Annotated in this window: 22 protein-coding genes; 6 read left to right on the forward strand and 16 right to left on the reverse strand. The window is 72.9% G+C overall.

Features of this window, described 5'->3' with window-relative positions; translation table 11 throughout:
- Positions 1 to 56 precede the first annotated feature (56 nt).
- Entirely contained in the window at positions 57 to 461 is a 405-nt protein-coding gene (locus ACFYQ6_RS23840) for a hypothetical protein (protein ID WP_361577585.1), read from the reverse strand.
- A gap of 185 nt (positions 462 to 646) precedes the next feature.
- Here ACFYQ6_RS23840 and ACFYQ6_RS23845 point away from each other — a divergent pair, with 185 nt between their 5' ends.
- Positions 647 to 1,423, forward strand: a complete 777-nt coding sequence (locus ACFYQ6_RS23845) for an MBL fold metallo-hydrolase (protein ID WP_361577582.1) — start codon at positions 647 to 649, stop codon at positions 1,421 to 1,423.
- Positions 1,423 to 2,040, forward strand: coding sequence for a DedA family protein (locus ACFYQ6_RS23850; RefSeq protein WP_388764903.1), 618 nt, complete (start codon positions 1,423 to 1,425; stop codon positions 2,038 to 2,040). Before ACFYQ6_RS23845 ends, ACFYQ6_RS23850 begins: the two co-directional genes overlap by 1 nt.
- A 147-nt stretch (positions 2,041 to 2,187) precedes the next feature.
- Here ACFYQ6_RS23850 and ACFYQ6_RS23855 read toward each other — a convergent pair whose 3' ends face one another.
- The 4 genes from ACFYQ6_RS23855 to ACFYQ6_RS23870 form a co-directional block, all read right to left on the reverse strand.
- Entirely contained in the window at positions 2,188 to 3,213 is a 1,026-nt protein-coding gene (locus ACFYQ6_RS23855; protein ID WP_361577576.1) for an MBL fold metallo-hydrolase, read from the reverse strand.
- 13 nt (positions 3,214 to 3,226) lie between these two features.
- A complete protein-coding gene (locus tag ACFYQ6_RS23860) occupies positions 3,227 to 4,465 on the reverse strand; it encodes an aminotransferase class I/II-fold pyridoxal phosphate-dependent enzyme (protein ID WP_361577573.1) in 1,239 nt (412 codons plus the stop codon).
- Positions 4,466 to 4,580: 115 nt separating this feature from the next.
- Positions 4,581 to 5,429: an SMP-30/gluconolactonase/LRE family protein gene (locus tag ACFYQ6_RS23865; RefSeq protein ID WP_361577570.1), complete on the reverse strand. Its 849-nt coding sequence runs from the start codon at positions 5,427 to 5,429 to the stop codon at positions 4,581 to 4,583.
- The gene (locus tag ACFYQ6_RS23870) at positions 5,426 to 6,199 is read right to left on the reverse strand and encodes an IclR family transcriptional regulator (protein WP_388764784.1); all 774 of its coding nucleotides are present in this window, start codon (positions 6,197 to 6,199) and stop codon (positions 5,426 to 5,428) included. Before ACFYQ6_RS23870 ends, ACFYQ6_RS23865 begins: the two co-directional genes overlap by 4 nt.
- Positions 6,200 to 6,413: 214 nt before the next feature.
- On the opposite strand from ACFYQ6_RS23870, the gene ACFYQ6_RS23875 reads away from it, so the two are divergent.
- The 3 genes from ACFYQ6_RS23875 (at position 6,414) to ACFYQ6_RS23885 (ending at position 9,484) form a co-directional block, all read left to right on the forward strand.
- Entirely contained in the window at positions 6,414 to 7,910 is a 1,497-nt protein-coding gene (locus ACFYQ6_RS23875; protein WP_361577564.1) for a phosphatase PAP2 family protein, read from the forward strand.
- Between the two features lie 134 nt (positions 7,911 to 8,044).
- Entirely contained in the window at positions 8,045 to 8,854 is an 810-nt protein-coding gene (locus tag ACFYQ6_RS23880) for a methyltransferase domain-containing protein (protein WP_361577561.1), read from the forward strand.
- A gap of 276 nt (positions 8,855 to 9,130) precedes the next feature.
- Positions 9,131 to 9,484, forward strand: a complete 354-nt coding sequence (locus ACFYQ6_RS23885) for a VOC family protein (protein ID WP_267078236.1) — start codon at positions 9,131 to 9,133, stop codon at positions 9,482 to 9,484.
- A gap of 6 nt (positions 9,485 to 9,490) precedes the next feature.
- Here the strand turns inward: ACFYQ6_RS23885 and ACFYQ6_RS23890 are convergent, their stop codons facing one another.
- The 3 genes from ACFYQ6_RS23890 to ACFYQ6_RS23900 all read right to left on the reverse strand — a co-directional run bounded on the left by ACFYQ6_RS23890 (position 9,491) and on the right by ACFYQ6_RS23900 (position 12,770).
- On the reverse strand, positions 9,491 to 10,402 hold the full coding sequence (locus tag ACFYQ6_RS23890) for an arginase family protein (protein WP_361577555.1): 912 nt from the start codon (positions 10,400 to 10,402) through the stop codon (positions 9,491 to 9,493).
- A gap of 120 nt (positions 10,403 to 10,522) precedes the next feature.
- A complete protein-coding gene (locus tag ACFYQ6_RS23895; RefSeq protein WP_361577552.1) occupies positions 10,523 to 11,563 on the reverse strand; it encodes an NAD-dependent epimerase/dehydratase family protein in 1,041 nt (346 codons plus the stop codon).
- 22 nt (positions 11,564 to 11,585) lie between these two features.
- Positions 11,586 to 12,770, reverse strand: a complete 1,185-nt coding sequence (locus tag ACFYQ6_RS23900; protein WP_361577549.1) for an alcohol dehydrogenase catalytic domain-containing protein — start codon at positions 12,768 to 12,770, stop codon at positions 11,586 to 11,588.
- 322 nt (positions 12,771 to 13,092) lie between these two features.
- Between ACFYQ6_RS23900 and ACFYQ6_RS23905 the strand changes: the two genes are divergently transcribed.
- Positions 13,093 to 13,551, forward strand: a complete 459-nt coding sequence (locus ACFYQ6_RS23905) for an SRPBCC family protein (protein ID WP_361577546.1) — start codon at positions 13,093 to 13,095, stop codon at positions 13,549 to 13,551.
- Positions 13,552 to 13,583: 32 nt separating this feature from the next.
- Here ACFYQ6_RS23905 and ACFYQ6_RS23910 read toward each other — a convergent pair whose 3' ends face one another.
- From ACFYQ6_RS23910 to ACFYQ6_RS23945, 8 genes are all read right to left on the reverse strand, one after another.
- Positions 13,584 to 14,672 (reverse strand): glutamate--cysteine ligase, encoded by a 1,089-nt coding sequence (locus tag ACFYQ6_RS23910; protein ID WP_388764788.1) that lies wholly within the window; start codon positions 14,670 to 14,672, stop codon positions 13,584 to 13,586.
- A gap of 185 nt (positions 14,673 to 14,857) precedes the next feature.
- Entirely contained in the window at positions 14,858 to 15,094 is a 237-nt protein-coding gene (locus ACFYQ6_RS23915) for a LapA family protein (protein ID WP_361577540.1), read from the reverse strand.
- Between the two features lie 115 nt (positions 15,095 to 15,209).
- Positions 15,210 to 16,997, reverse strand: a complete 1,788-nt coding sequence (locus ACFYQ6_RS23920) for a CocE/NonD family hydrolase (RefSeq protein ID WP_361577537.1) — start codon at positions 16,995 to 16,997, stop codon at positions 15,210 to 15,212.
- A 128-nt stretch (positions 16,998 to 17,125) separates the two neighbouring features.
- Positions 17,126 to 18,070 carry an LD-carboxypeptidase gene (locus ACFYQ6_RS23925; protein ID WP_361577534.1) on the reverse strand — a complete coding sequence of 315 codons (945 nt, stop codon included), beginning with the start codon at positions 18,068 to 18,070 and terminating at the stop codon, positions 17,126 to 17,128.
- Positions 18,067 to 20,067 carry a prolyl oligopeptidase family serine peptidase gene (locus tag ACFYQ6_RS23930; protein WP_361577531.1) on the reverse strand — a complete coding sequence of 667 codons (2,001 nt, stop codon included), beginning with the start codon at positions 20,065 to 20,067 and terminating at the stop codon, positions 18,067 to 18,069. Before ACFYQ6_RS23930 ends, ACFYQ6_RS23925 begins: the two co-directional genes overlap by 4 nt.
- A gap of 61 nt (positions 20,068 to 20,128) precedes the next feature.
- Positions 20,129 to 21,472 (reverse strand): M20/M25/M40 family metallo-hydrolase, encoded by a 1,344-nt coding sequence (locus ACFYQ6_RS23935; RefSeq protein ID WP_361577528.1) that lies wholly within the window; start codon positions 21,470 to 21,472, stop codon positions 20,129 to 20,131.
- The gene (locus ACFYQ6_RS23940; RefSeq protein ID WP_361577525.1) at positions 21,465 to 22,298 is read right to left on the reverse strand and encodes a M55 family metallopeptidase; all 834 of its coding nucleotides are present in this window, start codon (positions 22,296 to 22,298) and stop codon (positions 21,465 to 21,467) included. The genes ACFYQ6_RS23935 and ACFYQ6_RS23940 overlap by 8 nt, the downstream gene beginning before the upstream one ends.
- Before the next feature lie 202 nt (positions 22,299 to 22,500).
- On the reverse strand, positions 22,501 to 23,502 hold the full coding sequence (locus ACFYQ6_RS23945; RefSeq protein ID WP_388764791.1) for an aldo/keto reductase: 1,002 nt from the start codon (positions 23,500 to 23,502) through the stop codon (positions 22,501 to 22,503).
- Positions 23,503 to 23,575: the final 73 nt, after the last annotated feature.

Genomic DNA, 23,575 nt, shown 5'->3' on the forward strand with positions numbered 1-23,575 from the left:
TCAAGCCTGTCACAGCCCTCTCGGCGACTTTCGCGGCCCCGGCCGCCGGCCCGGCGTCAGCAGCCGTCGTAGCCGGCGGTCGGCATCGAGAGCCTCCGGTGGACACTCGCCTTGGCGCGGGCGGTGTAGACGGGCTCGTCGAGGCCGGCGTACTCCAGCCGTACGCCGCGCCGCTCGCACTCCGCGGCGAAGTCCGGCACGGAGACGAGGGCCCGCGCGAGGACCCGGTCGTTGGGCGCCACGAACAGCTCGACCTGCCCTCCCTCGGTGCCGGCCCACAGGGCGTGGTGGTCGGGTCGCAGGCCGCAGACGCGCAGCTGGCGGGTGACGACGTATCCCCGGTCGGCGGCCCAGCGGGCGCACATGGCCTGCTGGCCGCGGGTGTCGACGAGGAAGGGATCGGCGTCGAGCTCCTCCAGCGGTGTGAGACTGGCGATGGCCGCCACCCGTACGTCCCCCATGAACGGATCCCCCCGCACTCGGATGCTGGCGACGACCCTACCCCCGATGTGGCTCTCCGTAGCCGTGTGTGACCGCGGCGGGGAGGGCGGAAAGGAGCACTCCGGCGTGGCAGGGGCGCGGACCGCCTACCCTCGTACGCGTACGGGGGTGCGTGTACGAGGGTTGTGGACGAGGAGGCGGGGCGGTGGAGGTCACCTGGTGGGGTCATGCCACCTGCACGATCGAGGACACCGGGGTCCGGGTCCTGACCGATCCGCTGTTCGTACGCCGCTTCGCCCATCTGCGCCGCCGCCGGGGCGAGGTGCCACCGCCGGAGGCCGCCGTCGCCGACGCGGTGCTGATCTCGCATCTGCACTCCGACCACCTGCACCTCCCCTCCCTGGCCCGTCTCGCCCCCGGCAGCCTCCTGGTCGTCCCTCGGGGCGCGCTGAGGGCCGTCCCGGGCCTCCGGCTGCTGCGCAGGGCGCGCGGGCTCCGGATCACCGAGGTCGGCCCGGGTGACGTGGTGCGGGTCGGCGAGCTCCTGGTGCGCGCGGTCCCGGCCTCGCACGACGGGCGGCGGCTGCCGGTCGGCCCGCACCGGGCGCCGGCCCTGGGATACGTGGTCGAGGGGGAGGCACGGACCTATTTCGCCGGGGACACGGGGCTGTTCGACGGCATGGCCGACGCGGTGGGGCCGGTGGACGTGGCTCTGCTGCCGGTCGGCGGCTGGGGTCCCTACCTGGGCGACCACCATCTGGACGCGGCGCGTGCCGCGTCGGTGCTGACCCTGCTGAAGCCGCGGTCGGCGGTGCCGGTGCACTACGGCACGTACTGGCCGATCGGGATGGACGGGATCCGGCCGCACGAGTTCCACGCGCCGGGCGACGAGTTCGTGCGGCACGCGGCGCGGCTGGCACCGGAGGTGTCGGTGCACCGGCTGGGGCACGGAGAGCATGTGAGGCCGGAGGCCCGTAGGTGATGGAGGAAGTGCTGCGGCAGCTCCCGACGGAGTCGACGCAGCAGGCGGCCGGTTATCCGTCGCTGTTCTTGCTGGTGGCGCTGGGGTCCCTGGTGCCCGTGGTGCCGACGGGCGCGCTGGTGAGTTCGGCGGCCGTGGTGGCGTTCCACCAGACCTCACCGTTCGCCCTGCTCGTGGTGTTCGCCGTGGCGTCGGGTGCGGCCTTCCTCGGGGACCTGTGCCTGTACTGGCTGGGGCAGCGCGGGGTGCGGTCGAAGAACGGCTCGCGCTGGCTGGAGGCGATCAGCAGCCGGGCGGCGCCCGAGCGGCTGGCTCAGGCTCAGGAGAAGCTGGACGAGCACGGCACGGTGGTGCTGGTGCTGTCCCGGCTGGTGCCCGCCGGGCGGATACCCGTGATGCTGGCCTGCCTGCTCGGTGGGATGCCGCTGCGGCAGTTCGCCCGGGGCGACGTTCCCGCGTGCCTGGCCTGGGCGGCGACGTATCAGCTGATCGGGATCCTGGGCGGTTCGCTCTTCGCCCAGCCGTGGCAGGGGGTGCTCGCCGCGGTAGCCCTGACGTTGCTGATCAGCGGGATGCCGGCGCTGTGGCGGCGGCTGCGGGCACGGCTGGCCGGCTGAGAGCGCGGGCGGGCGCGGCCGGCCGGGCGAGGGCATGGCCGGGCGCGGGACGCCGGCCAGGGGTGCGGCGGGGCGCGGCAGGCCGGCCGAGAGCGCGGCCGGGCGCGAGCGACGGGCCGGGGGCGCGGGGTACCGGCCGGACACCGGTCAGGCTTCCAGGACCCGTGAACCGCCGACCGGCAGGTCCCAGAGGTCGGCGCGGGGGTGTCCCGCCCGCTGCCAGGCGGTACGGAGCCGGGTCAGCGGTTCGAGCACGGGTTCGGCGGAGAGCAGGAACGTCGCCCAGTGCATGGGAGCCATGACACGCGCGCCCAGGTCCTCGTACGCCTGGACGGCCTCTTCCGGATCGGTGTGCACGTCCGAGAGCCACCAGCGCGGTTCGTACGCCCCGATCGGCAGCATGGCCAGGTCCAGACCGGGATACCGGCGGCCGATCTCCTTGAACCAGTGGCCGTAGCCGGTGTCCCCCGCGAAGTAGATCCGCCGGCCGCTCGCGTCGCCGAGCACCCAGCCGCCCCACAGTGACCTGCAGGTGTCCAGCAGAGTCCGCTTGGACCAGTGGTGGGAGGGCACGAAGTCGAACCGGACGCCGCCCAGTTCCACCGATTCCCACCAGTCGAGCTCGGTGACACAGGTGAACCGGCGGCGACGGCACCAGCGGCCGAGCCCGGCGGGGACGAGGAGCGGTGTGTCCCGGGGCAGCCGGCGGAGCGTGGGCGCGTCGAGGTGGTCGTAGTGGTTGTGGCTGATCAGGACCGCGTCGACGCGCGGCAGCTCCTCCCAGCGGACGCCGACGGGGGTGATCCTGGCGGGGGTGCCGAGAATGCGCCGCGACCAGACCGGGTCGGTGAGGACGGTGAGGCCGCCGATGCGGACGATCCAGCTCGCGTGTCCGGCCCAGGTGACGGCCGTCGTGTCCGTGCCCACCTCCGGCAGCGGCTGGGGCGCGTAGGGCAGCCGGTGGATCCCGCGGAGGCCTTCGGCGTTGGGCCGCAGGGAGCGCTCCCTGGCCAGTCGGGTCATGCCCCTGACACCCGGAAGCGGGGCGGAGAGCCGGTCCGCGAAGCTGCGGGGCCAGGTCCGGAGCTCGCCGAGGCGGCGCGGCGCGGCAGCGGGGCGGCCGGGGGGCGCATGGCCGGCGCCCGCGTAGGGGCGCTCGGTCTGTTCCGTCATCGAGAGGCTCCTGTCATCGGAGTTCATCGAGGGCTGCTGCGAAAATGCTCAGTGCTCGGGCGACATGGGGCAATTTCAGGGGCTCCACCGCAGTGAGGGACTCCATCTGCTGCTCCGGGGTTGAGCCGAGCAGCGGACCGGTGCTCAGCCGCACCCGCAACGCACCCAGTTCGTCCCCGAACCGGTGCCCGCCGGGGGCCGGGGCGCCCAGGCTCCGAGTGAGGTACTCCTCCAGTTCGAGGGAGTCGGTGACCCCCCGGGCCGCCAGCCGGGGGCGCAGGGGCCCGAGATCGGCGTAGAGATGGCGGCCCACCTGCGGTGGCCTGGCCAGTGCGCCGGCGGTGAGCACGGCACGGTGCGCGGCGGAGGCGACGTCGGCCTGGAGCCCCGCCGCCTGCCGGATCCTGGCCGTCACGGCCTCGGGTTCGCGGAGCGCGTGGGCGGCGGCGCGGGCGACCGGTTCCGCGACGAGGGCGCCGAGCGCGGTGAGGATGTCGAGCACGCGGGCCCGCCGGGCGGCGTCGCGCGCGGTGGCCGGGAAGCGTGCGACGGCCACCGGCCAGGCGGACGGGGTGAGCGCCCCTGCCAGGTCGGAGACCACGGTGACGTCGTCGGGGCACATCTCGGCGGGGCTGAGCACGACGGTGTCGTGGGGCCGGTGCAGGGTGTCGCGCCAGGTCTCGTCACTGACGATGTGCAGCCCTTCGGTCACGGCCGCCTCGCAGGCCTCCCTGACCAGTTCCGGCGGTGCGAGGGTGGCTGTCGGGTCGTCCGCCACCGAGAGCAGGAGCAGCCGGGGCCTTCCGCCCTCGGCGCGCACCCTGCGCACGGTCTCCAGCAGGGCGTACGGGTCGGGAATGCCGCCGCACTCGGCGGGTGTGGGCACGTGGTAGGCGGGGCGGCCCAGGAGCCGGGCCTGGGGCATCCAGCCGGCGGGGCAAGGCCTGGGCATGATGACGTCACCGCCGTAGGCGGCGATCAGCGCGAAGACGAGGGGCTGGACGCCGGGGGCCGCCGCGACGTCATCGGGGCCGCAGTGCAGGCTCCGCCGCGCCCAGTACGCGCAGGCGGCCTCCCGCAGGATCGTTCCGCCACCGGGAGGCTCGGGACGGGTGCGCGCGGCCGAAGCGGCCAGTACACCGGCGAGCTCGGGCAGCACGGGAAGACCCGGGTCGGGGGCGGGGGGGCCGTACCGCACCGGGCCCCGGTCCTCCCTCAGGGGGTGGGGCCGCTCTCGCTCGCCTCCGTGCATCCCGGGCCTCCGTCCGCCTGCGTCGCCCTCAGGGCCCTTTATACGGAGGTTCCCCGGGGTCCGCCCCCGCACCGGTCCCGGGGCCGACGGAATCCCGCGCCCCGCGTCCGCCGGCTCATCCGGCGAAAGGCGTCCCCGGCATGCCCTGCCCCGCGTCCGGGAGCACGAGCAGCGAGCCCGAGAGCGGGTGCGGCGCCTCCAGACCCGTACGGGCGGTGGAGATGTACAGATCGCGCAGGCCCTCACCGCCGAAGGCGCAGGCGGTGGGCCGCCGTACCGGCAGCTCCACCACCCGGTCCAGCCGTCCGTCGGGGGTGTAGCGCCGGACCGCCGCGCCGTCCCAGAAGGCGGCCCACACGCAGCCGTCCGCGTCCACGGTCAGACCGTCGGGCCACCCGGCGTCCTCGTGGACGGTGACGAAGGGGCGCCGGTTCACCACCCGCTCCCCCTCGACGTCGAAGACGTCGATGCGCCGGGTCGGGGTGTCCGTGTAGTACATGAGCCCGCCGTCCGGGCTCCAGCCCGTGCCGTTGCTGACCGTCACCGCGTCGAGGACGCCCGTCACCGTGCCGTCCGGGGCGATCCGGGAGAGGGTGCCACCGCCCTCCGCCTCGTCGTAGCGCATGGTTCCGGCCCAGAGAGCGCCGTCCGGCGCCACGGCCGCGTCATTGCCCCGCCGCCCGGGGACGGGGTCGTGCACCAGCCAGGAGAAGGCGCCGTCGGCGTCGTAGAGCCCCACGCCGTCCCGCAGGACGGTCACGAGCCCGCCGCCCGCCCGCGGCTTCGCCGCGCCGACGTGCTGCCCCGTGGCCATGACCGTACGCCGCCCGGTCGAGGGGGCGTAGGTGTGGACCCGGGCGGAGAGTATGTCGACCCAGATCAGCCGCTCGCCCGCCGGGTCCCAGGTGGGTCCTTCGCCCAGTTCGGCCCGTTCGCGCACCGCCACGTCGACGGCGGTGCTCATATCTGCCCCCGGTGGTGTCCGAGCCGGCCGGACAGCGCGTCGGCGCCCCCGGAGGCGAGCTGCGCGAGCTCCGCCTCGCGCTCCTCGCTCCAGCGGATCATCGGTACCGAGATGGAGAGCGCGGCGACGACCCGCCCGGACCGGTCGCGGACGGGCGCGGCCACGCAGCTCACATCCGGATTGGATTCCCGGTGCTCGACCGCTATGCCCCGCTTGCGCACGACGGCGAGGGCCGCCCGCAGCTCGGCCGCATCGGTGAGGCTGTTGTCGGTCATGGCGACGAGGTCACGTCCGTCGAGACGGGCGTCGAGTTCGGCCTCCGGGAGCGCGGCGAGCAGCAGTTTGCCGACGGAGGTGCAGTGCGCGGGCAGCTTGCGGCCCGCGGCGGAGACCATGCGGACGGCGTGCGTGGAGTCCACCTTGGCGATGTAGATGACCTCGGTGTCCTCCAGGATCGCCACGTGGACGGTCTCACCGCAGGTCTCGGCCACCTCCCGGGCCACCTGCTGGCCCTCGGCCGCGAGATCGAGCTTCTCGGCGTACCGGCTCCCGAGCTGGTACGTGCGCACGCCCAGCCGGTAGCGTCCCGGCTGCTCAGGGGCCGTGACCAGGTAGGAGCGCGCGGCGAGCGTGGTGAGCAGCTCGTGGACCGTGGTCCTCGGCAGTTGGAGCTTTCGCGTGACCTCGGGGGCGGAAAGAGTTCCTTCTCCCTGGAGGAAGAGTTCGAGAACATCCAGCGCCCTGGTCACCGCAGGGACGAGTCGCCCCATGATCGCCCGCCTTATCTTGTTCGACACTCCGGCCAACGACCGGAATCACGAACGCAGGCTAACGGCAGGGAACTTGTCCGGGCAACGCCCTTGACGTCGCGGAGCGGGCGGAGCCCGGGCGATTCACCACATGTTTCGCGATTCGGCCGGATCCCCCGGCGCGCCCCTGCGCGCCTCCTGGTTCACGCTCCGGTCGCAGGGTATTCGCTGTCCCATGTCGACATCGAGCAGTCTCCCCTTTCCCCGGCGCTGGCGGGCCGGTTTTCATCGGCGCGATCTCGCCGCGTTCCAGCGCGTGGCCGAAAGACACTGGCCGGGGGCCGAGCACGTCCTGCCCCGGCTGAGCCGAAGCGCCAATCACGGGGTGCTGTGGGTCGGGGCCGCGGTGGGCATGGCCGCCCTGGGCGGCAGCGCCCGCTCCCGCAGGGCAGCGCTGCGCGGGATCGCGTCGCTGGCCGTCGCCTCGGCCGCCATCAACACCGTGGGCAAGGGCGCGGTGCGCAGGGAGCGCCCGATAGTGGACCTCGTTCCGGTGATGCGGCAGCTGAAGCGGCAGCCCGGCACCACCTCCTTCCCGTCGGGTCACGCGGCCTCGGCCGCGGCCTTCGCGACGGGCGTCGCGCTGGAGTCGAAGGGCTGGGGGGCGGTCGTGGCCCCGGTGGCCGCCGCCGTCGCCGCGTCCCGCGTCTACACCGGCGTCCACTACCCGAGCGATGTGGTGGCCGGTGCCGCGCTCGGCGTGGGGGCCGCCTTCGCCCTGCGCGGCGTGGTGCCGACCCGCGGCCAGCTGCCCGCCCCGGGCAGGCCGCCGGCCGAGGCCCCGGCGCTGCCCGCCGGCCAGGATCTGGTCGTGGTCGTGAACCGGGAGTCCGGTTCGGCGACCGCGGCGGCGGGCGTGATCCGTGACGCGCTGCCGCTCGTGTCGACGGTCGAGTGCGCCCCTTCCGACCTGCCGGGATGCCTGGAGGAGGCCGCGCGGCAGGGCAAGGCCCTGGGTGTCTGCGGAGGCGACGGAACGGTCAACATGGCCGCGGCCGTCGCCGCGACCCACGGAGTACCGCTCGCCGTCTTCCCCGGCGGGACCCTGAACCACTTCGCGTACGACCTCGGCATCGAGACCGTGCACGACACCGTGACCGCGCTCACCTCCGGTGACGCGGTGCGGGTCGACCTGGGACGCTTCCGCCCCGGCCCGCAGGGGCCGGACGGGGCGGACGGATACTTCCTCAACGCGTTCAGCCTGGGCGTCTACCCGGAGCTCGTGCGGACCCGCGAGCACTGGGCACCCAGGATCGGCGGCTGGCCGGCGGGGGTGCTGGCGGCCCTCGAGACGCTGCGCGGCTCACGTCCGCTGACCGCCGAACTCCAGGGCAGGAAGCGGCCGTTGTGGTTGCTCTTCGTGGGTAACGGCCTCTTCCGGCGCGTCGGCCCCGCGCCCGGCCGCCGCCACAATCTGGCGGACGGGCTGCTCGACGTACGGGTGGTGCACGGCGGCCGGACGCCCGGGCTGCGCCTGCTGGCCGCGGCGATCGCCGGACCACTGACCCGCTCGCCCGTGCACGCGGCGGTACGGCGCCGGAAGGTACGGCTGTCCGGCCTCGCTCCGGGGACACCGTATGCGTACGACGGTGAAGTCGCCTCTTCAGGGAGCGAGTTGGTGATCGACAAGCTGCCCGAGGCTCTCACGGTGTACTGCCCGATGCCCGTGTGACCGCCGCGCGGCCCGACAGGCCGCACCCACTTCCGCATTCGCTCGAATGGTGAGACGCCTATCTCAAGATGCGACATGGAGGCGTACGGTCGGCCCATCGCCTGCGACTGAGGTCCGAGAAAGGACGTACGGCCATGCCGAAGGAATCCGCCGTCTACACCCACGGTCATCACGAGTCGGTGCTGCGCTCGCACCGATGGCGGACCGCCGTCAACTCAGCCGCCTACCTGATCCCCGAACTCCGTCCGGGGCAGGCGGTGCTGGACGTCGGCTGCGGGCCCGGCACCATCACCGCGGACATCGCCGGGCTCGTGGCGCCGGGCCGGGTGACGGCCGTCGACGCGAACGGCGAGGTCCTCGAGGACGCGGCACGTGTCGCCGCCGAACGCGGCCTGGACAACGTGGAGTTCGCCACGGCGGATGTCCACGCCCTGGACTTTCCCGACGACTCCTTCGACGTGGTCCACGCCCATCAGGTGCTCCAGCACGTGGGCGATCCGGTGCAGGCGCTCCGCGAGATGCGGCGGGTCTGCCGGCCCGGCGGCGTCGTGGCGGCCCGCGACAGCGACTACGCGGCGATGACCTGGTATCCGGAGGTGGCCGGGATGACGGAGTGGCAGGACGTGTACGGCCGGGTGGCCCGCGGGAACGGCGGCGAGCCGGACGCGGGACGCCGGCTGCTCTCCTGGGCCCGGGAGGCGGGCTTCACCGACATCACCCCGTCGGCGGCGGCCTGGTGCTTCGCCACCCCCGAGGACCGCGCCTGGTGGAGCGGGCTGTGGGCGGACCGCACGACCGCGTCGGTGTACGCGAGGCTGGCCGTGGAGGGCGGACACGCGAGCGCCGAGCAGCTGACGGCGATCGCGGACGCCTGGCGCGCGTGGGGCGAGGAGCCCGACGGCTGGTTCATGGTGCCGCACGGCGAGGTGCTCTGCCGGGCCTGATCCGGTGGAAGGCACGAGGTGGAAGGCACGAGGGGTGACGTGCTTGAGCCGGTGCCGGACATGAACCGGTGTCAGGCGTGATCACGTGCCCACGTGAACCCGGTGTCAGGCGTGATCACATGCCGGACGTGAACCCGGTGCAGGCGCGATCACGTGCCGGACGTGAACCGATGTCAGTCGTGAGCCGGTGCCGAAGGTGAGCCGGTGTCAGGGCCGATCCGGTGCCGGGCCGGGAACGGATCACATCCGGCCGGGTCGGCAACTACCCTCGTGGGCATGGAAATCCTGGGAACCACGCTGCGTATCTGCGTCGACGACCTGGAGGCCTCCGTGGCCTTCTACGAGGGCCTGACCAGCACTCCTGCACTGCGCTTCGAGCGCGGCGGGGTCTCGGTGGCCGCGATCGGCTGCTTTCTGCTGATGAGCGGCCCCGAGTCGGAACTGGAGGTGCTGCGCAAGGTCTCGGCGACGATCGCGGTGAAGGACGTCGAGGAGGCACACGCGGCCCTGACCAGGGTGGGCGCCCGGGTCATCGCGGGCCCGGTGCCCACCCCTGCGGGCCGCAACCTGATCGCTCTGCACCCGGACGGCTCCGTCTTCGAGTACGTCGACCGCAACGTGCCCGCCTGACGGCGGTCAGCCCCCGTCCGGTCCCGCCTCGGCGAAGGCGCCGACGATCAGGTCGGTGAGCAGCGCCGCCGCCGAGGCGTCGGGGTCCAGATCGGGGTCGTAGATCGTGACGTTGAGTCCCACGCAACGTGGTGATCCGACGAGCGTCCTCAGCAGCGGGGCCAGTTCGTCGGGGAACAGGCCGCCGTCGTCCGGGCTGTCGACGGCGGGCATCACGCTCGGGTCGAGGACATCCGCGTCGAGGTGGACCCAGAAGCCGTCGAGCACGGGCACTTCCAGGGTCTGCACCACGGCGCGGGCGATGTCGGCGGGCCCCCACTCCCGGATCTCGCCGACGGTCGCGTGGGATATCTTCAGCGCGGTCAGCTCGGCGCGGTCCTCGTCTCCGTCGCGCATGCCGAAGAGCCGGATGTCCTCGTCCTTGAGATAGGGCCCGAGCCCTTCGATGTCGGTGAGGTCGGCCTGCCCGCGTCCGGTGGAGAGGGCCAGCTCCTCGCCGCCCGCCGCGCCGATCCGGTCACTGTTGCCCGGGTGCCGGAAGTCCGCCGATCCGTCGATGGCGACCAGCCCGTACCTCCCTGTGCGGCGCAGAGCGAGGGCGGCGCCCAGCTGGATGGAGCAGTCGCCACCGAGGACGACCAGGAACTCCCCCGCCCTGACATGGCCCTCGATGCGGTCGGCGAGCGTACGGGTGTAACGGGCGATCGCGGAGGCGTTGAAGACGCCGTCGCCCTCCTGCCAGTCGCCTCGGTCGTAGCGCGGGGGGACGACGACACCGCCCTCCAGGGCCCTGAGCCGCTGCACGATGCGCTGCTCACGGAGCGCGCCCGCGAGTTTGCAGCAACCGGGCACGGTGCCGGGGGCGGGGGGCCGCAGCCCCAGATTCGACGGGGCGTCAAGAACCACACGTGTACGCATACGGCCTATGGTCGCCGCCTTCCGCGCCGGGTGTCTCGCGGTCGGCGGTGATCGGCGTTGATCGGCTGTGCCCGGCCGGAATCACCGCCTGGGAAGGCGGTGTTGGCGCGTACGGCTGGTTCACCCCCACCGCTTGCCGGCCAGCGGGGCCGTGTCCTCCCCTTCTCCGTGGGAGACACCCTGCAGGAAGGCGCGCAGCGCGTCGGAGGCCGAGTGGACGGGCTGCCAGCCCAGTTCCTCGCGGGCCCGGGCGCTGTTCATGACCGGGAGGCGCAGCACGGCGTCGAAGAGATGAGGCGACGCGGGTACGGCACGGGCACTCCAGGCCGCGGCCAGCGCGCCGCGGACCAGGGGGACCGGGGCGCGGACGACGCGCGCGTCGAGGAGTCCGGCGAGCTGCCGCGCGTCCGTCACCGTGTCCGCGGCCAGATTGAAGGCGCCCCGGACATCCCGGGTGACGGCGAGCCGGTAGGCCTCGGCCGCGTCGTCGGTGTGCAGCACCTGGAAACGCAGCCCGTCGAGGTCGGGGACGAAGGGCAGCAGACCGGGCCTGAGCAGGCCGCCCGGCAGGTACCGGCCCGCGAAGATCCGTCGCTGCTCGCTCGCCGACGTCCTCTTGAAGAGGAACCCCGGGCGCATGCGCACGACCCGGATCTCCGGGTGCCGGAGCTCGAAGGTGTCGAGGACACGCTCCAGGTAGGCCTTCTCCCGGCAGTACGCGGCGTCCGGCCACCCGTGGGTGGGCCACTGCTCGTCGACGCCCGGCTCGCGTTTGGGCCCTGGGGAGTACGCCCCCACCGACGAGGCGTGGACCAGCACCGGCACGCCCGCGTCGCGTACCGCGCCGAAGACGCGCATCGAGCCCTCGACGTTGCTCCGCCAGGTCACGACGGGGTCGTGCGTGGGCTGGAAGCGCCAGGCGAGGTGGACGACCGCGTCTGCGCCGGACAGGTGCACCGCCAGTCTCCGGGGGCTGTCACTGTGCTCCAGGTCGACCGTGCCCCACTCGACTCCCGGGACACCGTGTCCCGGGAGCCGACGGGCCAGACCGAGGACGGATGCCACGGAAGGGTCGCCGGCCAGTGCCCGCACGACGCTGGTACCGACGTTGCCCGTGGCGCCCGTGACCACGACCCGCAGACCCTGGGGTGCGTTCGTCATCGCTCCTCCTGCTCCTGGTTGATCACGGCCTGAGCAGGGTCTTCACCATGCCGTCCGCCTTGTTCTGGAACGTCTCGTACGCCTTGGGACCCTCGTCCAGCGACAGGTGGTGCGTGGCGAAGTCGTCGACGCCGAGCGGATCCTCGTCCACCAGGAGCGGCAGGATGCTGGGCACCCAGTTCCAGACGTTGGCCTGGCCCATCCGCAGCTGCATCTGCTTGTCGAACATGGTGAGGAGCGGCATCGGGTCCGCCGCCCCGCCGTAGACCCCGGAGACGGAAACGGTGCCGCCGCGTCGCACCGCGTCGATCGCGGTGAACAAGGCGCTGAGGCGGTCGATACCCGCCCGCTCCATGAGCGCGCGTGCCGCGGCGTCGGGCAGCATGCCCACCGCCCACTGCCCCGCCTTGGCCACGGGCGCGCCGTGCGCCTCCATGCCGACGGCGTCGATGACCGCGTCGGTGCCCCGGCCGTCGGTGAGCCCCCGGATGGAGTCCCCCAGGTGCTTCCCGTACTCCCGCAGGTCCATGGTGTGCACCCCGCGGGCGGCGGCTCGGTGCAGGCGGTCGGAGACCAGGTCCACCCCGATGACCTGTCCCGCACCGCGGTGCAGGGCGATCCGGGCGGCCATGTCGCCGATCGGCCCGAGCCCCAGCACGGTCAGGCTGCCGCCGGGCGGCACGTCCGCGTACTCCACGGCCTGCCACGCGGTAGGCAGGACGTCCGACAGGAAGACGAAGCGGTCGTCGGGCGGACCGTCGGGGACCTTCACCGGCAGGGTGTTGCCGAAGGGGACACGCAGCAGCTCGGCCTGTCCGCCCGGCACCTGGCCGTAGAGCTTGGTGTATCCGAAGAGCGCGGCGCCACTGCCGTAGTCCCGGACCTGGGTGGTCTCGCACTGCGACTGGAGCCCTCGGTCGCACATGTAGCAGCTGCCGCACGAGACGTTGAACGGGATCACCACGCGGTCCCCGCGCTTGACGGCTGTCACCTCGGCGCCGGTCTCCTCCACGACCCCCATCGCCTCGTGCCCCAGGATGTCACCTGGGTCGAGGTAGGGGCCTAGCACTTCGTACAGGTGCAGGTCCGATCCGCAGATGCCGGTCGAGGTGACCCGCACGATGATGTCCGTCGGATCCTGGATGACCGGGTCGGGAACCGTCTCCACGCGGACGTCCCGTCGTCCTTGCCAGGTCAGTGCACGCATGCGTACTCTCCTCGCTCTTCCGAGTCGGTTCGCCGGGCGTTCTCCCTCATCCGTTCTACCGCGCAACGGCTTCCGCCGTTGACAGGCCTCCGGACGGACCGGCCGTGGGTGGGGCGGTCGCGGGGCGGTCCACCCGTTCGGACGCCCCGCCTGACGATTAGCCCGAACGGGTGAGGCCTCTCGTTCGGCAGCCACCTCCCGGACCCGCGCTCCCGGCGTGCGAGGGCTCTCCGACATGTCGGCTCCGCACGGTCTGCGTAGCATGGCCGGTGACCTCGCCCCTCGTTCCCATCGACCGCGGCATCCGCGCGTGGAGGCGTCCATGGCCATTCGCCATCACCTGATCCATCACCCTCCCTCCGCCCTGTGGGCGGTGCTGGAACAGCCGCAGAAATACGCGGAGTGGGTCGTGGGCACGAGCGACTCGCGCCCGCTGGAGGGGCTCTGGCCCGAGGTCGGGTCCTCCATCGGCTACACGGTGCGGCTCGGCCCGAAGGAGTTCCGGGGCCGCACGACGGTACGCCGGCTGGAACGCCCGCAGGTGCTGGAACTGGAGGCGTACAGCGGCGCTCTGGGGACGGCCCGGATCGCGTTCGACATCCGGCCCTGGGGTGAGGAGACCCTGGTCCTGCTCAACGAGCACCCCCTCCAGGGGCTCGGCGGCGCCCTCCACAACGTGGCCCTCGACGCGCTGCTCCAGATCCGGCACCGCGCGATGCTGGCCCGGCTGGCCGCGGTGGTCGACGCACACGCGGCCGAGGCGGGTCCCGCCCCCGGGTGACGGGCGTCGTGGCCGGGCGCGTGGGGATTGCGTCACCCCCGCGTCCTGGCCGCGCACTCGGTCACCACGGTCCGCAGGCTGCCCGAATCCGTGAGCAGCGCGCGCTGGACCCTCGCCCCCGTGCCCCGCTTCAGCACGTCCCCCAGCGCCTTCTCCGCCGCAGCGGCGTCACCGCTGTCCTCCAGGGCGTCCCGTACGTGTGCGAGCAGGGCCGCCAGCACGTCGGCGGTCGGCTCGGGGCGCATGGTCAGCGGATGGAGCAGCCGCCCCTCCACACCCGAGCGGGCGGCCTGCCAGCCGGCCATGCGCACCAGGCTAACCGGGACGGGCTGGGGCGGCTCACCGGCACGCCAGGCGCGCGCGGCCGTCTCGACCAGGCCGCGCACGAGCGTGGCCAGCAGCACCGTGTCGGCGGCGTCGAGGCAGACGTCCGCCACCCGGACCTCCACCGTGGGGTAGCGGTGCGAGAGCCGTGCGTCGAAGTAGATCATTCCCTCGTCCCGCAGCACGCCCGTCTCGACCAGCGCCCGGACCTGCGCGTGGTAGCCGTCGGCGGAACCGAACACCTCCGTCGGCCCTGCCGAGGGCCACCGGCCCCAGACCCTGCTGCGGTAGCTGTCGTACGAGCTGTCGCGGCCGTGCCAGAAGGGGGAGTTCGCGCTCAGCGCCAGCAGCACCGGCAGCCACGGGCGCACCCGGTCCAGGACGGCGACCCCCTCCTCGTCCGATTCCACCGACACGTGCACATGGCAGCCGCAGGTCAGCTGTTCCTGAGCCGTCAGCCCGAACCGCTCCGCCAGCCAGCGGTAACGCTCGCCCTCTCCGATGGAGGGGCTCACCGGCAGCGGCGAGGTCGCCAGGGCCGCCACGGCCGCGCCGGCGTCCGCCGCCCTGTTCGCCGCCTCGGCCCGCCACCGGAGGATCTCGTCCGCGAGTTCACCCATCGACGCACGCGGCTCGGTGGCGAACTCCAACTGATGATCATGGAGCTCCGACTCGAACACCGAGTCCCCGCCGGCCCGGCGCTCCGCCAGCGCGAGTACCGCCGTCGACAGGGCCTGGGGGTCACCGCTCTCCCCGTCGACCAGCAGGAGCTCTTCCTCGACACCAACAGTCCGCACGCTGCGTCCTCTCTGCCGGCTTCCGGCGTTCGGTGCACCCGTAGGAGGTGCTGACCGGCGCGTACCCGGGGAAGCGCCTTTCAGACCACCGTCACACGCGGTCGCGTACCGGTGGGTGCGGAGAGGGACGGAGGAGAACACCGGCCGGGAGGGGCGCGGGCCCGTCCGGCGGCGTCAGGCTCCCGCTATCTGGCCGCTCGCCGGCGGAACAGGAGGAAGCCGGCGCCGCAGAGCACCCCCGCCAGGAAGACTCCCAGCAGGGCCGCCCAGAGCGGCATCGTGACCTTGGGGATGATCACGCGGATGGTGACGTCCTGGGTGTTCACGCAGATGAAGACGATCGTGAGGATTGCCAGGGCGGTGACGGCGATCCGGGCGGGTGTGAACGCGCTGCTGCTGCCGGATCGGTCCTTGTGCGTCATGCTCGGCCCTTTCGCCGGGTCCTGGTGTCCGGGGCCGGGAACAGCCGTCCCCGGACCCCAGGATGCCTCCGTCCCGGGTCCGGGGAGCTGTGGAGCAGGGCTGTACGGGTGAGCGTCAGCCGACCACCGGGAGCTCCAGGACTCCGGTGTCCCGCGGTGCGCTGACCACGGTGACCGGCTTGATGCCGCGGTTGCCGAAGTACGCGCTGTCGCTCGCGGCGATCACGAACCGGAGCCGGTGCCCCGTCTCGTACCGGTGCACGATCCCCGGCAGCTCGACGGTGAAGGGGCGGGTGACGTCGGGCACGCGGACCGGTGCGACCAGCCGGTTGACCAGCTTCTGGGTCCCGTCCGGCGCCACGTCGTACACCTTCGTGAAAAGCACCAGCTTGTCCGCGGCGTCGGCGCTGTTCTGGGCCCGCTCCGCCTTCGGCGAGACCACCTTCAGGGTCGCCTTCGGCGCGCCGACGACATCGACCGGTGCGCTCAGCGGGGCGCTGGTCCAGCCGAGGTACGTGCCCTTGGTGTCGTACGGCGCCGGGTCCGGCAGTCCGATCAGCCCGGCGAGGGAGCTCTCCGAGTGGCTGCTCGGCAGCAGCCAGTTGGTGTACCTGCGGCTGCCCGGGGTGACCTCGGAGCGGCTGTCCACCAGGGCGCCGTCGCCCGAGAGGTACATCGTGCGCGAGAGGGCGGGCACCGCGTCCGCCGTGCCGTAGCCGCTCGCCCAGTCCCGGTAGTACGCGAACTCGGGGCCGGTGGCGGTTTCCTCCTCGTGGTGGAGGTAGCGGTCGAACCAGTCGAGGATCCGCCGCCCGACGTAGCTCGTCTCCAGATTGCCGCTGCCGAGGTCGAGTTCGCCGGGTACCTGGCCGCCGCTGTGGCCCCAGGACTGCCAGATCATCTTCGTCGTGGTGCCCTGCGCCTTCAGCGCCCGGTAGGTGGCGGTGGCCTCGTTGAGGTTGAACAGGCTGTCCGCCTGGCCCTGGACGAGCAGGGTGGGCGCCCTGACCCCGGAGAGGTAGGACACCGGCGAGACGCTCCGCGCGTACGCCAGCATCCGCTCGGTCTCGGCGGCGGGGTAGCGGCCGGAGTTCAGAAGGCGGACGGTGTCACAGGCCCGCGCGGCGAAGTGCAGGCAGGTGAGGCTGCCGAAGCGGGACGGGTCCAGGCTCGGGACGAGCAGCGGCTGCCCCTCCCCCATCAGGTAGAAGCCGTTGGTCCACTGCCACTTGAAGACGCCGGGGGTGCTGGAGGAGACGCCCTGCCGCGCTCCGGTGGCGTTCGGGGAGAGCGAGTGGGCGAGGTCGTTCCAGGTGATCAGCGGGACGAGCGCGTCGACCCGGCGGTCGGCGGACGCGGTCGCCAGCTGGACGGCGCCGCCGTACGAGCCGCCGATCATGCCGACCACCGGGTCGCCCGGGGCGTCCGCGGTGACGAAGTCCGCCTTGGTGCCGTCGTCCGCTGCGCGGGTGCCGCCGAGGAAGTCGACGAGTCCGGAGGCCGCCTTCCCGTCGACGGCCGGGTCGTCGAGGGTGATGAGGCAGCCCGACCTGCCGAAGCCCAGCCCGGAGTAGACGAGCCCGACGTAACCGCGTTCGGCGAAGGCCTTGCCGATGGCGTCGGTGGAGCCGTCGGACTTGCTGCCGCCGAATCCGTTGGTGGCGAGGACGGCCGGGGCGGGGTTCTGCGCGTCGACACCGGCAGGGCGGTAGAGGTCGGCGTCGACCGTGCAGGTCCGGTCGCCCGTCCGCACGGTGAACTCCAGCGCGGTGACGGTGTACCGGTCCGCCGCCGATGCCGGTGGCGCGCCGGTCAGGGTGAGCGGGGCGAGAAGTGCCGCCCCCGCGAGCAGGGTGAGGGGGCGACGGAATCGGGGCACAGCACGCGACACATGGACCTCCACGCCGAGGACACATTACCGACCGGTAAGTACCGGGCTAGGCCCATCGTGTGACACACGTCATAGCGGTGTCAACGCACGGGAGCCGGTTTCCCGCAGGGGCCGGCCGGGCCCTCTCGGGGCCCGGCCGTTCAGAGGAGTGCGGGCACTTGGGCGGTGAGGGTGCACCGGCCGCCGTCCGCCGGCGCGTCGAGGACCGCCGGGACGCCGAGCGGGATGGTCAGCGCCGTGGGGCAGTGCCCGAATCCCAGCTCCTCGACGACCGGGACCCCGAGTCCGCCGAGCCGGTCCGCGAGCACCGCCCGCACCTGTTCGTACGGCCCGCAGCCGTCCCAGGAGCCGCACACCACGCCGGCTATCCCGTCCAGGGCTCCGATGCGCCTGAGCCGTGTCAGGGTCCCGTCGAGCCGGTACGGTTCCTCGCCGGTGTCCTCGACGACCAGCAGGCCGCCCTCGGCGGAGGTCCTCGCCCAGGGGGTTCCCGCGTCGGCGGCGAGCAGACTCGCGCAGCCGCCGTAGGTGACGCCCCGGGCGGTGCCGGGGACGAGCGCGGTGGCCGCCTCCAGGCCGAGTCGCTGCACCGACTCGGGCTCGAACAGGGTGGAACGCAGGGCCTGGCGGGTGGCCTCGTCCTCGAGGAAGACCTCGGTGGCCACCATCGGTCCGTGGAGGGTGGCGAAGCCGGCCCGCAGGGCGAAGGCCTCGTGCAGCACGGTGATGTCGCTGTATCCCACGAACGCCTTGGGACCCGCGGCCCGTAGCGCGGGCCAGTCCAGGAGATCGGCCATGCGGTGGGCGCCGTACCCTCCCCTGGCGCACAGGACCGCCTCCACCGACGGGTCGCACCAGGCTTCCTGGAGGTCCCGGGCGCGGTCGGCGTCCGTCGCGGCGAGGTAGTCCAGCTCGGGGTGCCCGTCCAGGACATGGGGGGCCACGACAGGGTCGAGGTCCCAGTCGCGCAGGAAGGCGAGTCCGCGTTCGAGCCGCTCGGGAGGCACGGGTCCGCTGGGGGCGACGACCGCGACCCGGGATCCGGGCCGCAACCGGGCAGCGCGGGCCAGAGGTTCCAGGGTCACCGCTTCAGCTCCAGCCGGGGAATGTCAGGACGATCGAATCCGAACGTCTGCGCATAGAGGGAGAGTTCGGCTTCCAGAGCTCTGCGGACGGTGTCTGCGCGGCGGAAGCCGTGGCCCTCCCCCTCGAAGGCGAGGTAGGCGTGCGGCACTCCCTTTCCCTCGATCTCCGCGAGGAAGCGCTCGCACTGGACGGGCGGGCAGATCGGGTCGTCGAGCCCCTGCAGCAGCACGAACGGGGCGGTGAGCCCGTCGGTGCGGTGGACGGGCGAGCGCTCCCGGTAGCGTTCGGGCACCTCGGCGTACGGGCCCACGAGCGACTCCAGGTACCGCGACTCGAAGTCGTGGGTCTCGCCCGTCGCCCACCCCTCCAGATCGAGGATCGGGTAGCTGATCGCTCCGCAGGCGTACACGTCCGTGTGTGTGAGGGAGGCCGCCGCGGTCCACCCCCCGGCGCTGCCGCCCCTGACGGCCAGCCGGGCCCGGTCCGCCGAACCCTCGTCGGCCAGCGCCAGGGCGACGGCCGCGCAGTCCTCGACGTCGACGACGCCCCACTGGCCGCGCAGCCGTTCACGGTAGGCGCGGCCGTAGCCGGTGGACCCGCCGTAGTTGACCTCGGCGACGCCGATGCCCCGCGAGGTGAAGTAGGCGACCTCCAGGTCGAGTACGAGCGGGGAGTGCCCGGTGGGGCCGCCGTGCGCCCAGATCACGTACGGAGGCGCCTCGCCCTCGGGGCCGGTGTGGTCGGGGTGGCGCGGCGGGTACACATGGGCGTGGATCTCCCGCCCGCCGGGCCCGCCGAAGGTGCGGACGAGCGGCTCGGGGTAGTAGGCCGGATCGACCGCGTCCTGGTGCGGTACGCCGATGACCCGGGTGTGCCCCGTGGCGGTGTCCAGCTCGACCACCTCGGCCGCGGAGCCGGGGCTCGCGGCGATGCCGATGATCCTGGTGTCCTGGACGGCCAGCGTCTCGGCCCACGCGGTCCAGGGACCGACGGCGTCGACGAGCTCACCGGTCTCCGGGTCGAGCACGCCGAGCGCGGTGGTGCCCCGGCCGTGGATGACGGCGATCAGCCCGTTGTCCAGGAGCTGGAACCAGCGCAGGCCGATCTTCCACAGCGGACCTCCGAACTCCTCACCGCGCCCGGAGCAGAGGCGGCTGCTCGGCACGACCGCCCCGGCGGCCGCGTCGGGCCTGAGCCGCTGGAGCTCCCACCAGCCGCCGACGTCGGACACGAAGAGCAGGGTGCCGTCCCGGTCCCACTCCACCTGGACGACCGACTCGTCGATGTCGCCGACGAGGGGCCGGACCCCCGTGAAGGTGCCCTCCGCGGTGACGTCGGCCATCATCACGACGGTGCCGTCCCACGGCATGGCCGGGTGGTCCCACGCGATCCAGGCAGCCCTGGAACCGTCGTACGACACCTTGGGTCCGGTCACGAACCGGTGCCTGTCGTCGCTCAGTTCGCGTACGGCCCCGCGGTCGCCGGAGGCCGAGCCATCCAGCGGGACGGAGGCGATCACACGCCGCACCTCGGTCGGGGAATCGCCGGTGAACTCCTCCAGCACACACCAGACCTCGCCGCGTTCGAGCCGCACCTGCGGTTCCACCCACCGCAGTCCGCCACCGACGTCCGACACGGGGGTGAGCGGCCACGGCTCGTCGGGCCCGTCCGGCGCGTACGCGTACAGCCGCTGGTCGGCGAAGTGGACGAACACGACCAGGGGGCCGCCCTCCGCGCGGGCCTGGCCGGCCCACGGCACACCGCCGTACTCGATGACCCTGCTGCGTGGGTTCCACGGTTCGGGGAGCACGGACCGGGTGGTGCCGTCGGGCAGCCGGCGTACGAGGGCGCGCCGGCCGCCCTCGGCGGGGCGCGGCTCCGTCCACCACACCTCGTCGCCGACGGTACCGACGAATTCCGGCCGGCCGTCGTGCGAGGCGGCGAGCGCCGCGTCGATCGGTGACGGCCAGGTGCCGTACGCCGCTGATGACACCATGGTCTGTTCCCCCTGCTCTCGGTCGGTCGGTCGGTGCGGGTGCGCCGGGCGGCGCGGTGCGTCAGGCGCCGCGCAGGAAGTGGTCCAGGACCCGGACGCCGAAGTGCAGTGCCTCGACCGGGACCCGTTCGTCGACGCCGTGGAACAGCGCCTGGTAGTCGAAACCGACAGGCAGCTTCAGCGGGGAGTAGCCGTAGCCGGTGATGCCGAGGCGGGAGAACTGCTTGGCGTCCGTGCCGCCCGACATGGAGTAGGGGACGACGCGGGCATCCGGGTCGAACAGTTCGACGGCCGCCCGCATCTTCGCGTACGTCGGCGAGTCGACCGGCGATTCGAGGGCGACCTCCCGGTGGTGGAACTCCCACTCGACCCCCGGGCCGGTCAGCCGGTCCAGCGTCGCGTGGAACTCCTCCTCGCCACCGGGCACCATGCGTCCGTCGACGAAGGCGGTGGCACGGCCCGGGATCACGTTGACCTTGTAACCCGCCTCCAGCATCGTCGGGTTGGTGCTGTTGCGGATGGTGGGCTCGATCAGCGCCGCGGCCGGGCCGAGCTTGCCGAGGAGTTCGTCCACGTCGAGCCCGGGGGCACCGGCATCGACACGGATGTGGTGGAGTGCGGCGATCTCCTCGATCGCCGCCCGCACGGTCGGGGTCAGGCGCACCGGCCACTCGTACGCGCCGATCCTGGCTACGGCGGCGGCCAGGGCGCTGACCGCGTTGGCCTTGTTGACCTTGGAGCCGTGACCGGCCTTGCCCTCGGCGGTCAGCTTCAGCCAGCCCGTTCCGCGCTCGCCCGCGGCGATGGGGTAGAGCGGCATGCCTGGTCCGGCGTGGAAGGTGAAGGCCCCGGACTCGCTGATGCCCTCCGTGCAGCCCTCGAACAGCTCGGGGTGGCGGTCGGCGAGGAACCCCGCGCCGTCGCTCGCGCTCGCCTCCTCGTCGGCCGTGTAGGCGATCACGATGTCGCGGCGCGGGCGGACGCCGGCGCGCGCCCAGGCCCGGACCACCGCGAGCACCATCGCGTCCATGTTCTTCATGTCGATGGCTCCGCGGCCCCACACGACCCCGTCGCGCACCTCTCCGGAGAAGGGGTGCACGGTCCAGTCGGCGGCCTCGGCGGGCACCACGTCCAGGTGCCCGTGCACGAGGAGGGCGTCGGCCGAGGGATCGGTGCCGCCGATCCGGGCGACCACGTTCGTACGTCCCGGTGTGCGCTCCAGGAGCGCGGGCTCCAGACCGGCCTCGGCAAGGCGCTCGGCGACGTACTCGGCGGCCGGGCGTTCCCGGCAGCTGCCGTCGCCCCGGTTGGTGGTGTCGATCCGGATCAGCTCGGAGGTGAACGTCACCGATTCCCCGAGCGCACGCTCGTCCACCGGTCCGGTCGGCCTGCCCGCCTCAGCCATACTGCTCCTCCACGGCGGCCGACACGATCGTCGTCACCGCCTTGAACGTGCGGATACCTTCGTACATCGTCCCGCTGGTGTAGGCGACACGCCGTTCGCCGCTCGGCGCCACGCCGGGCACCACGGTCGCGGCCGCCGCCAGGTGCTCGGCGTCGAACTCGAGCTCCACCGTGAAGGAGCCGCCCGTCACCGGTGTGTGGCGGACCGCCAGCGCGATCGCCTCAGCCGCCGCTGCCCGGATGTCGGCGGCGGTGCGGGTGGGGGTGCGGCACACGGCCGCGTAACGCGAGACGTGGTCCTTCACCGCGACCTTGCGGGCCAGGGGGGCGTAACCGGTGGCGTCCTCGCAGGTCAGGTCGTCGCCGGTGACGAGGACGACAGGGACCCCGTACTCCGCCGCGACATGGGCGTTGAGCAGGCCCTCGCTCGCGCGGACACCGTTGAGCCAGACACCGGTGATGGAGTTGGCGAGGTAGGTGTGGGCGAGCACGCCCTCGGTGCCGGCACCGGTGTGATAGCCGACGAACGCCACCCCGTCGACGTCGCCGTGCTGGATGCCCTCGACCATGGAGAGGGATTTGTGTCTGCCCGTCAGCATCTGGACGCGTTCGTCCAGCCGTTCGAGGAGCAGGTTCCGCATGCTCCAGTGGGCCTCGTTGACGAGCACCTCGTCGGCGCCGCCGTCGTAGAAACCGAGCGCGGCGGCGTTCACGTCGGACGTGAACAGGGCCCGGCAGCGCTCCCACTGCGGGGTCCCCGGCAGCACATCGGCCGGCCAGGTCACTCCGGTGGCGCCCTCCATGTCGGCGCTGACGAGGATCTTCACGGCGCGGTCCCGTCCCTGGTCGGTTCGCTCCCCCGCCCGCACCGCGGGAAGAGGATCTTCGTGCCGCATCACGGTACGCGCCGGGACAGCACGGGGCCAGAGCCTTCGTGATCTGTCACTGGTCCAGTCCGGTGAAGCCGTCCGCTGTCCGCCGCCCGGGGGGGGGCCGGGCGGCGGACGGTGCGGGGAGCGGCGCTCCGGGTCAGGCGCGGGCGGTGCCCTTGACCAGCTCGTCGATCCGGGCCAGCTCGTCCTCGCCGAACTCCAGGTTCGCGGCCGCCGCGACGCTGTTCTCCAGCTGCGCGACGCTGCTCGCGCCGACGACGGCGGAGGTGACCCGGCCGCCGCGCAGCACCCAGGCGAGGGCCATCTGCGCGAGGGACTGACCGCGTTCACGCGCCAGTTCGTTCAGTGCCGCCAAGCGGCTGACGAGGTCCGGGGTGACTGCCTCGGCAGACAGGAACGGGCTGCTCCCCGCCGCCCGCGACCCCTCCGGGACGCCGTTCAGATAGCGGTCGGAGAGGATGCCCTGCTCCAGCGGCGAGTACGCGATGGAGCCGGTGCCGAGCTCGTCCAGGGCGTCGAGCAGTCCGTCCTCGACCCAGCGGTCCAGCATGGAGTAGCGCGGCTGGTGGATGAGGAGCGGGGTGCCCAGCTCGTTCAGGATGCGGGCGGCCTCGCGGGTCTGTTCGGCGGAGTAGTTGGAGACACCGGCGTAGAGGGCCTTGCCCTGGCGCACCGCCGTGTCGAGGGCGCCCATCGTCTCCTCGAGCGGGGTGTCGGGGTCGAAGCGGTGCGAGTAGAAGATGTCGACGTAGTCGAGGCCGAGCCGGGTCAGGCTCTGGTCGAGCGAGGAGCGCAGGCTCTTGCGCGAGCCCCACTCCCCGTACGGGCCCTCCCACATGTGGTAGCCGGCCTTGGTGGAGATGACGATCTCGTCCCGGAGTCCGGCGAAGTCCGTACGGAGGGCCCGGCCCATGGCGATCTCGGCGGACCCGGGGGGCGGGCCGTAGTTGTTGGCCAGGTCGAAGTGCGTGATGCCCAGGTCGAAGGCCCGGCGCAGGATCGCGCCCTGGCTCTCGGAGGTCCGGTCGCCCCCGAAGTTGTGCCAGAGGCCGAGCGAGAGCGCGGGGAGCAGCAGACCGCTGCGCCCGGTGCGCCGGTAGGGCATGGCGGTGTAGCGGTCGGCGGACGGAAGGTACATACGGGCACTCCACGGGGCACGGTCCTGCGCGCCGGATCCGGTGCGCAGGCTCCAGACTGGCGGAGATGGATCC

This window comes from Streptomyces sp. NPDC005494 (genome assembly GCF_042872025.1).
Classification (GTDB): domain Bacteria; phylum Actinomycetota; class Actinomycetes; order Streptomycetales; family Streptomycetaceae; genus Streptomyces.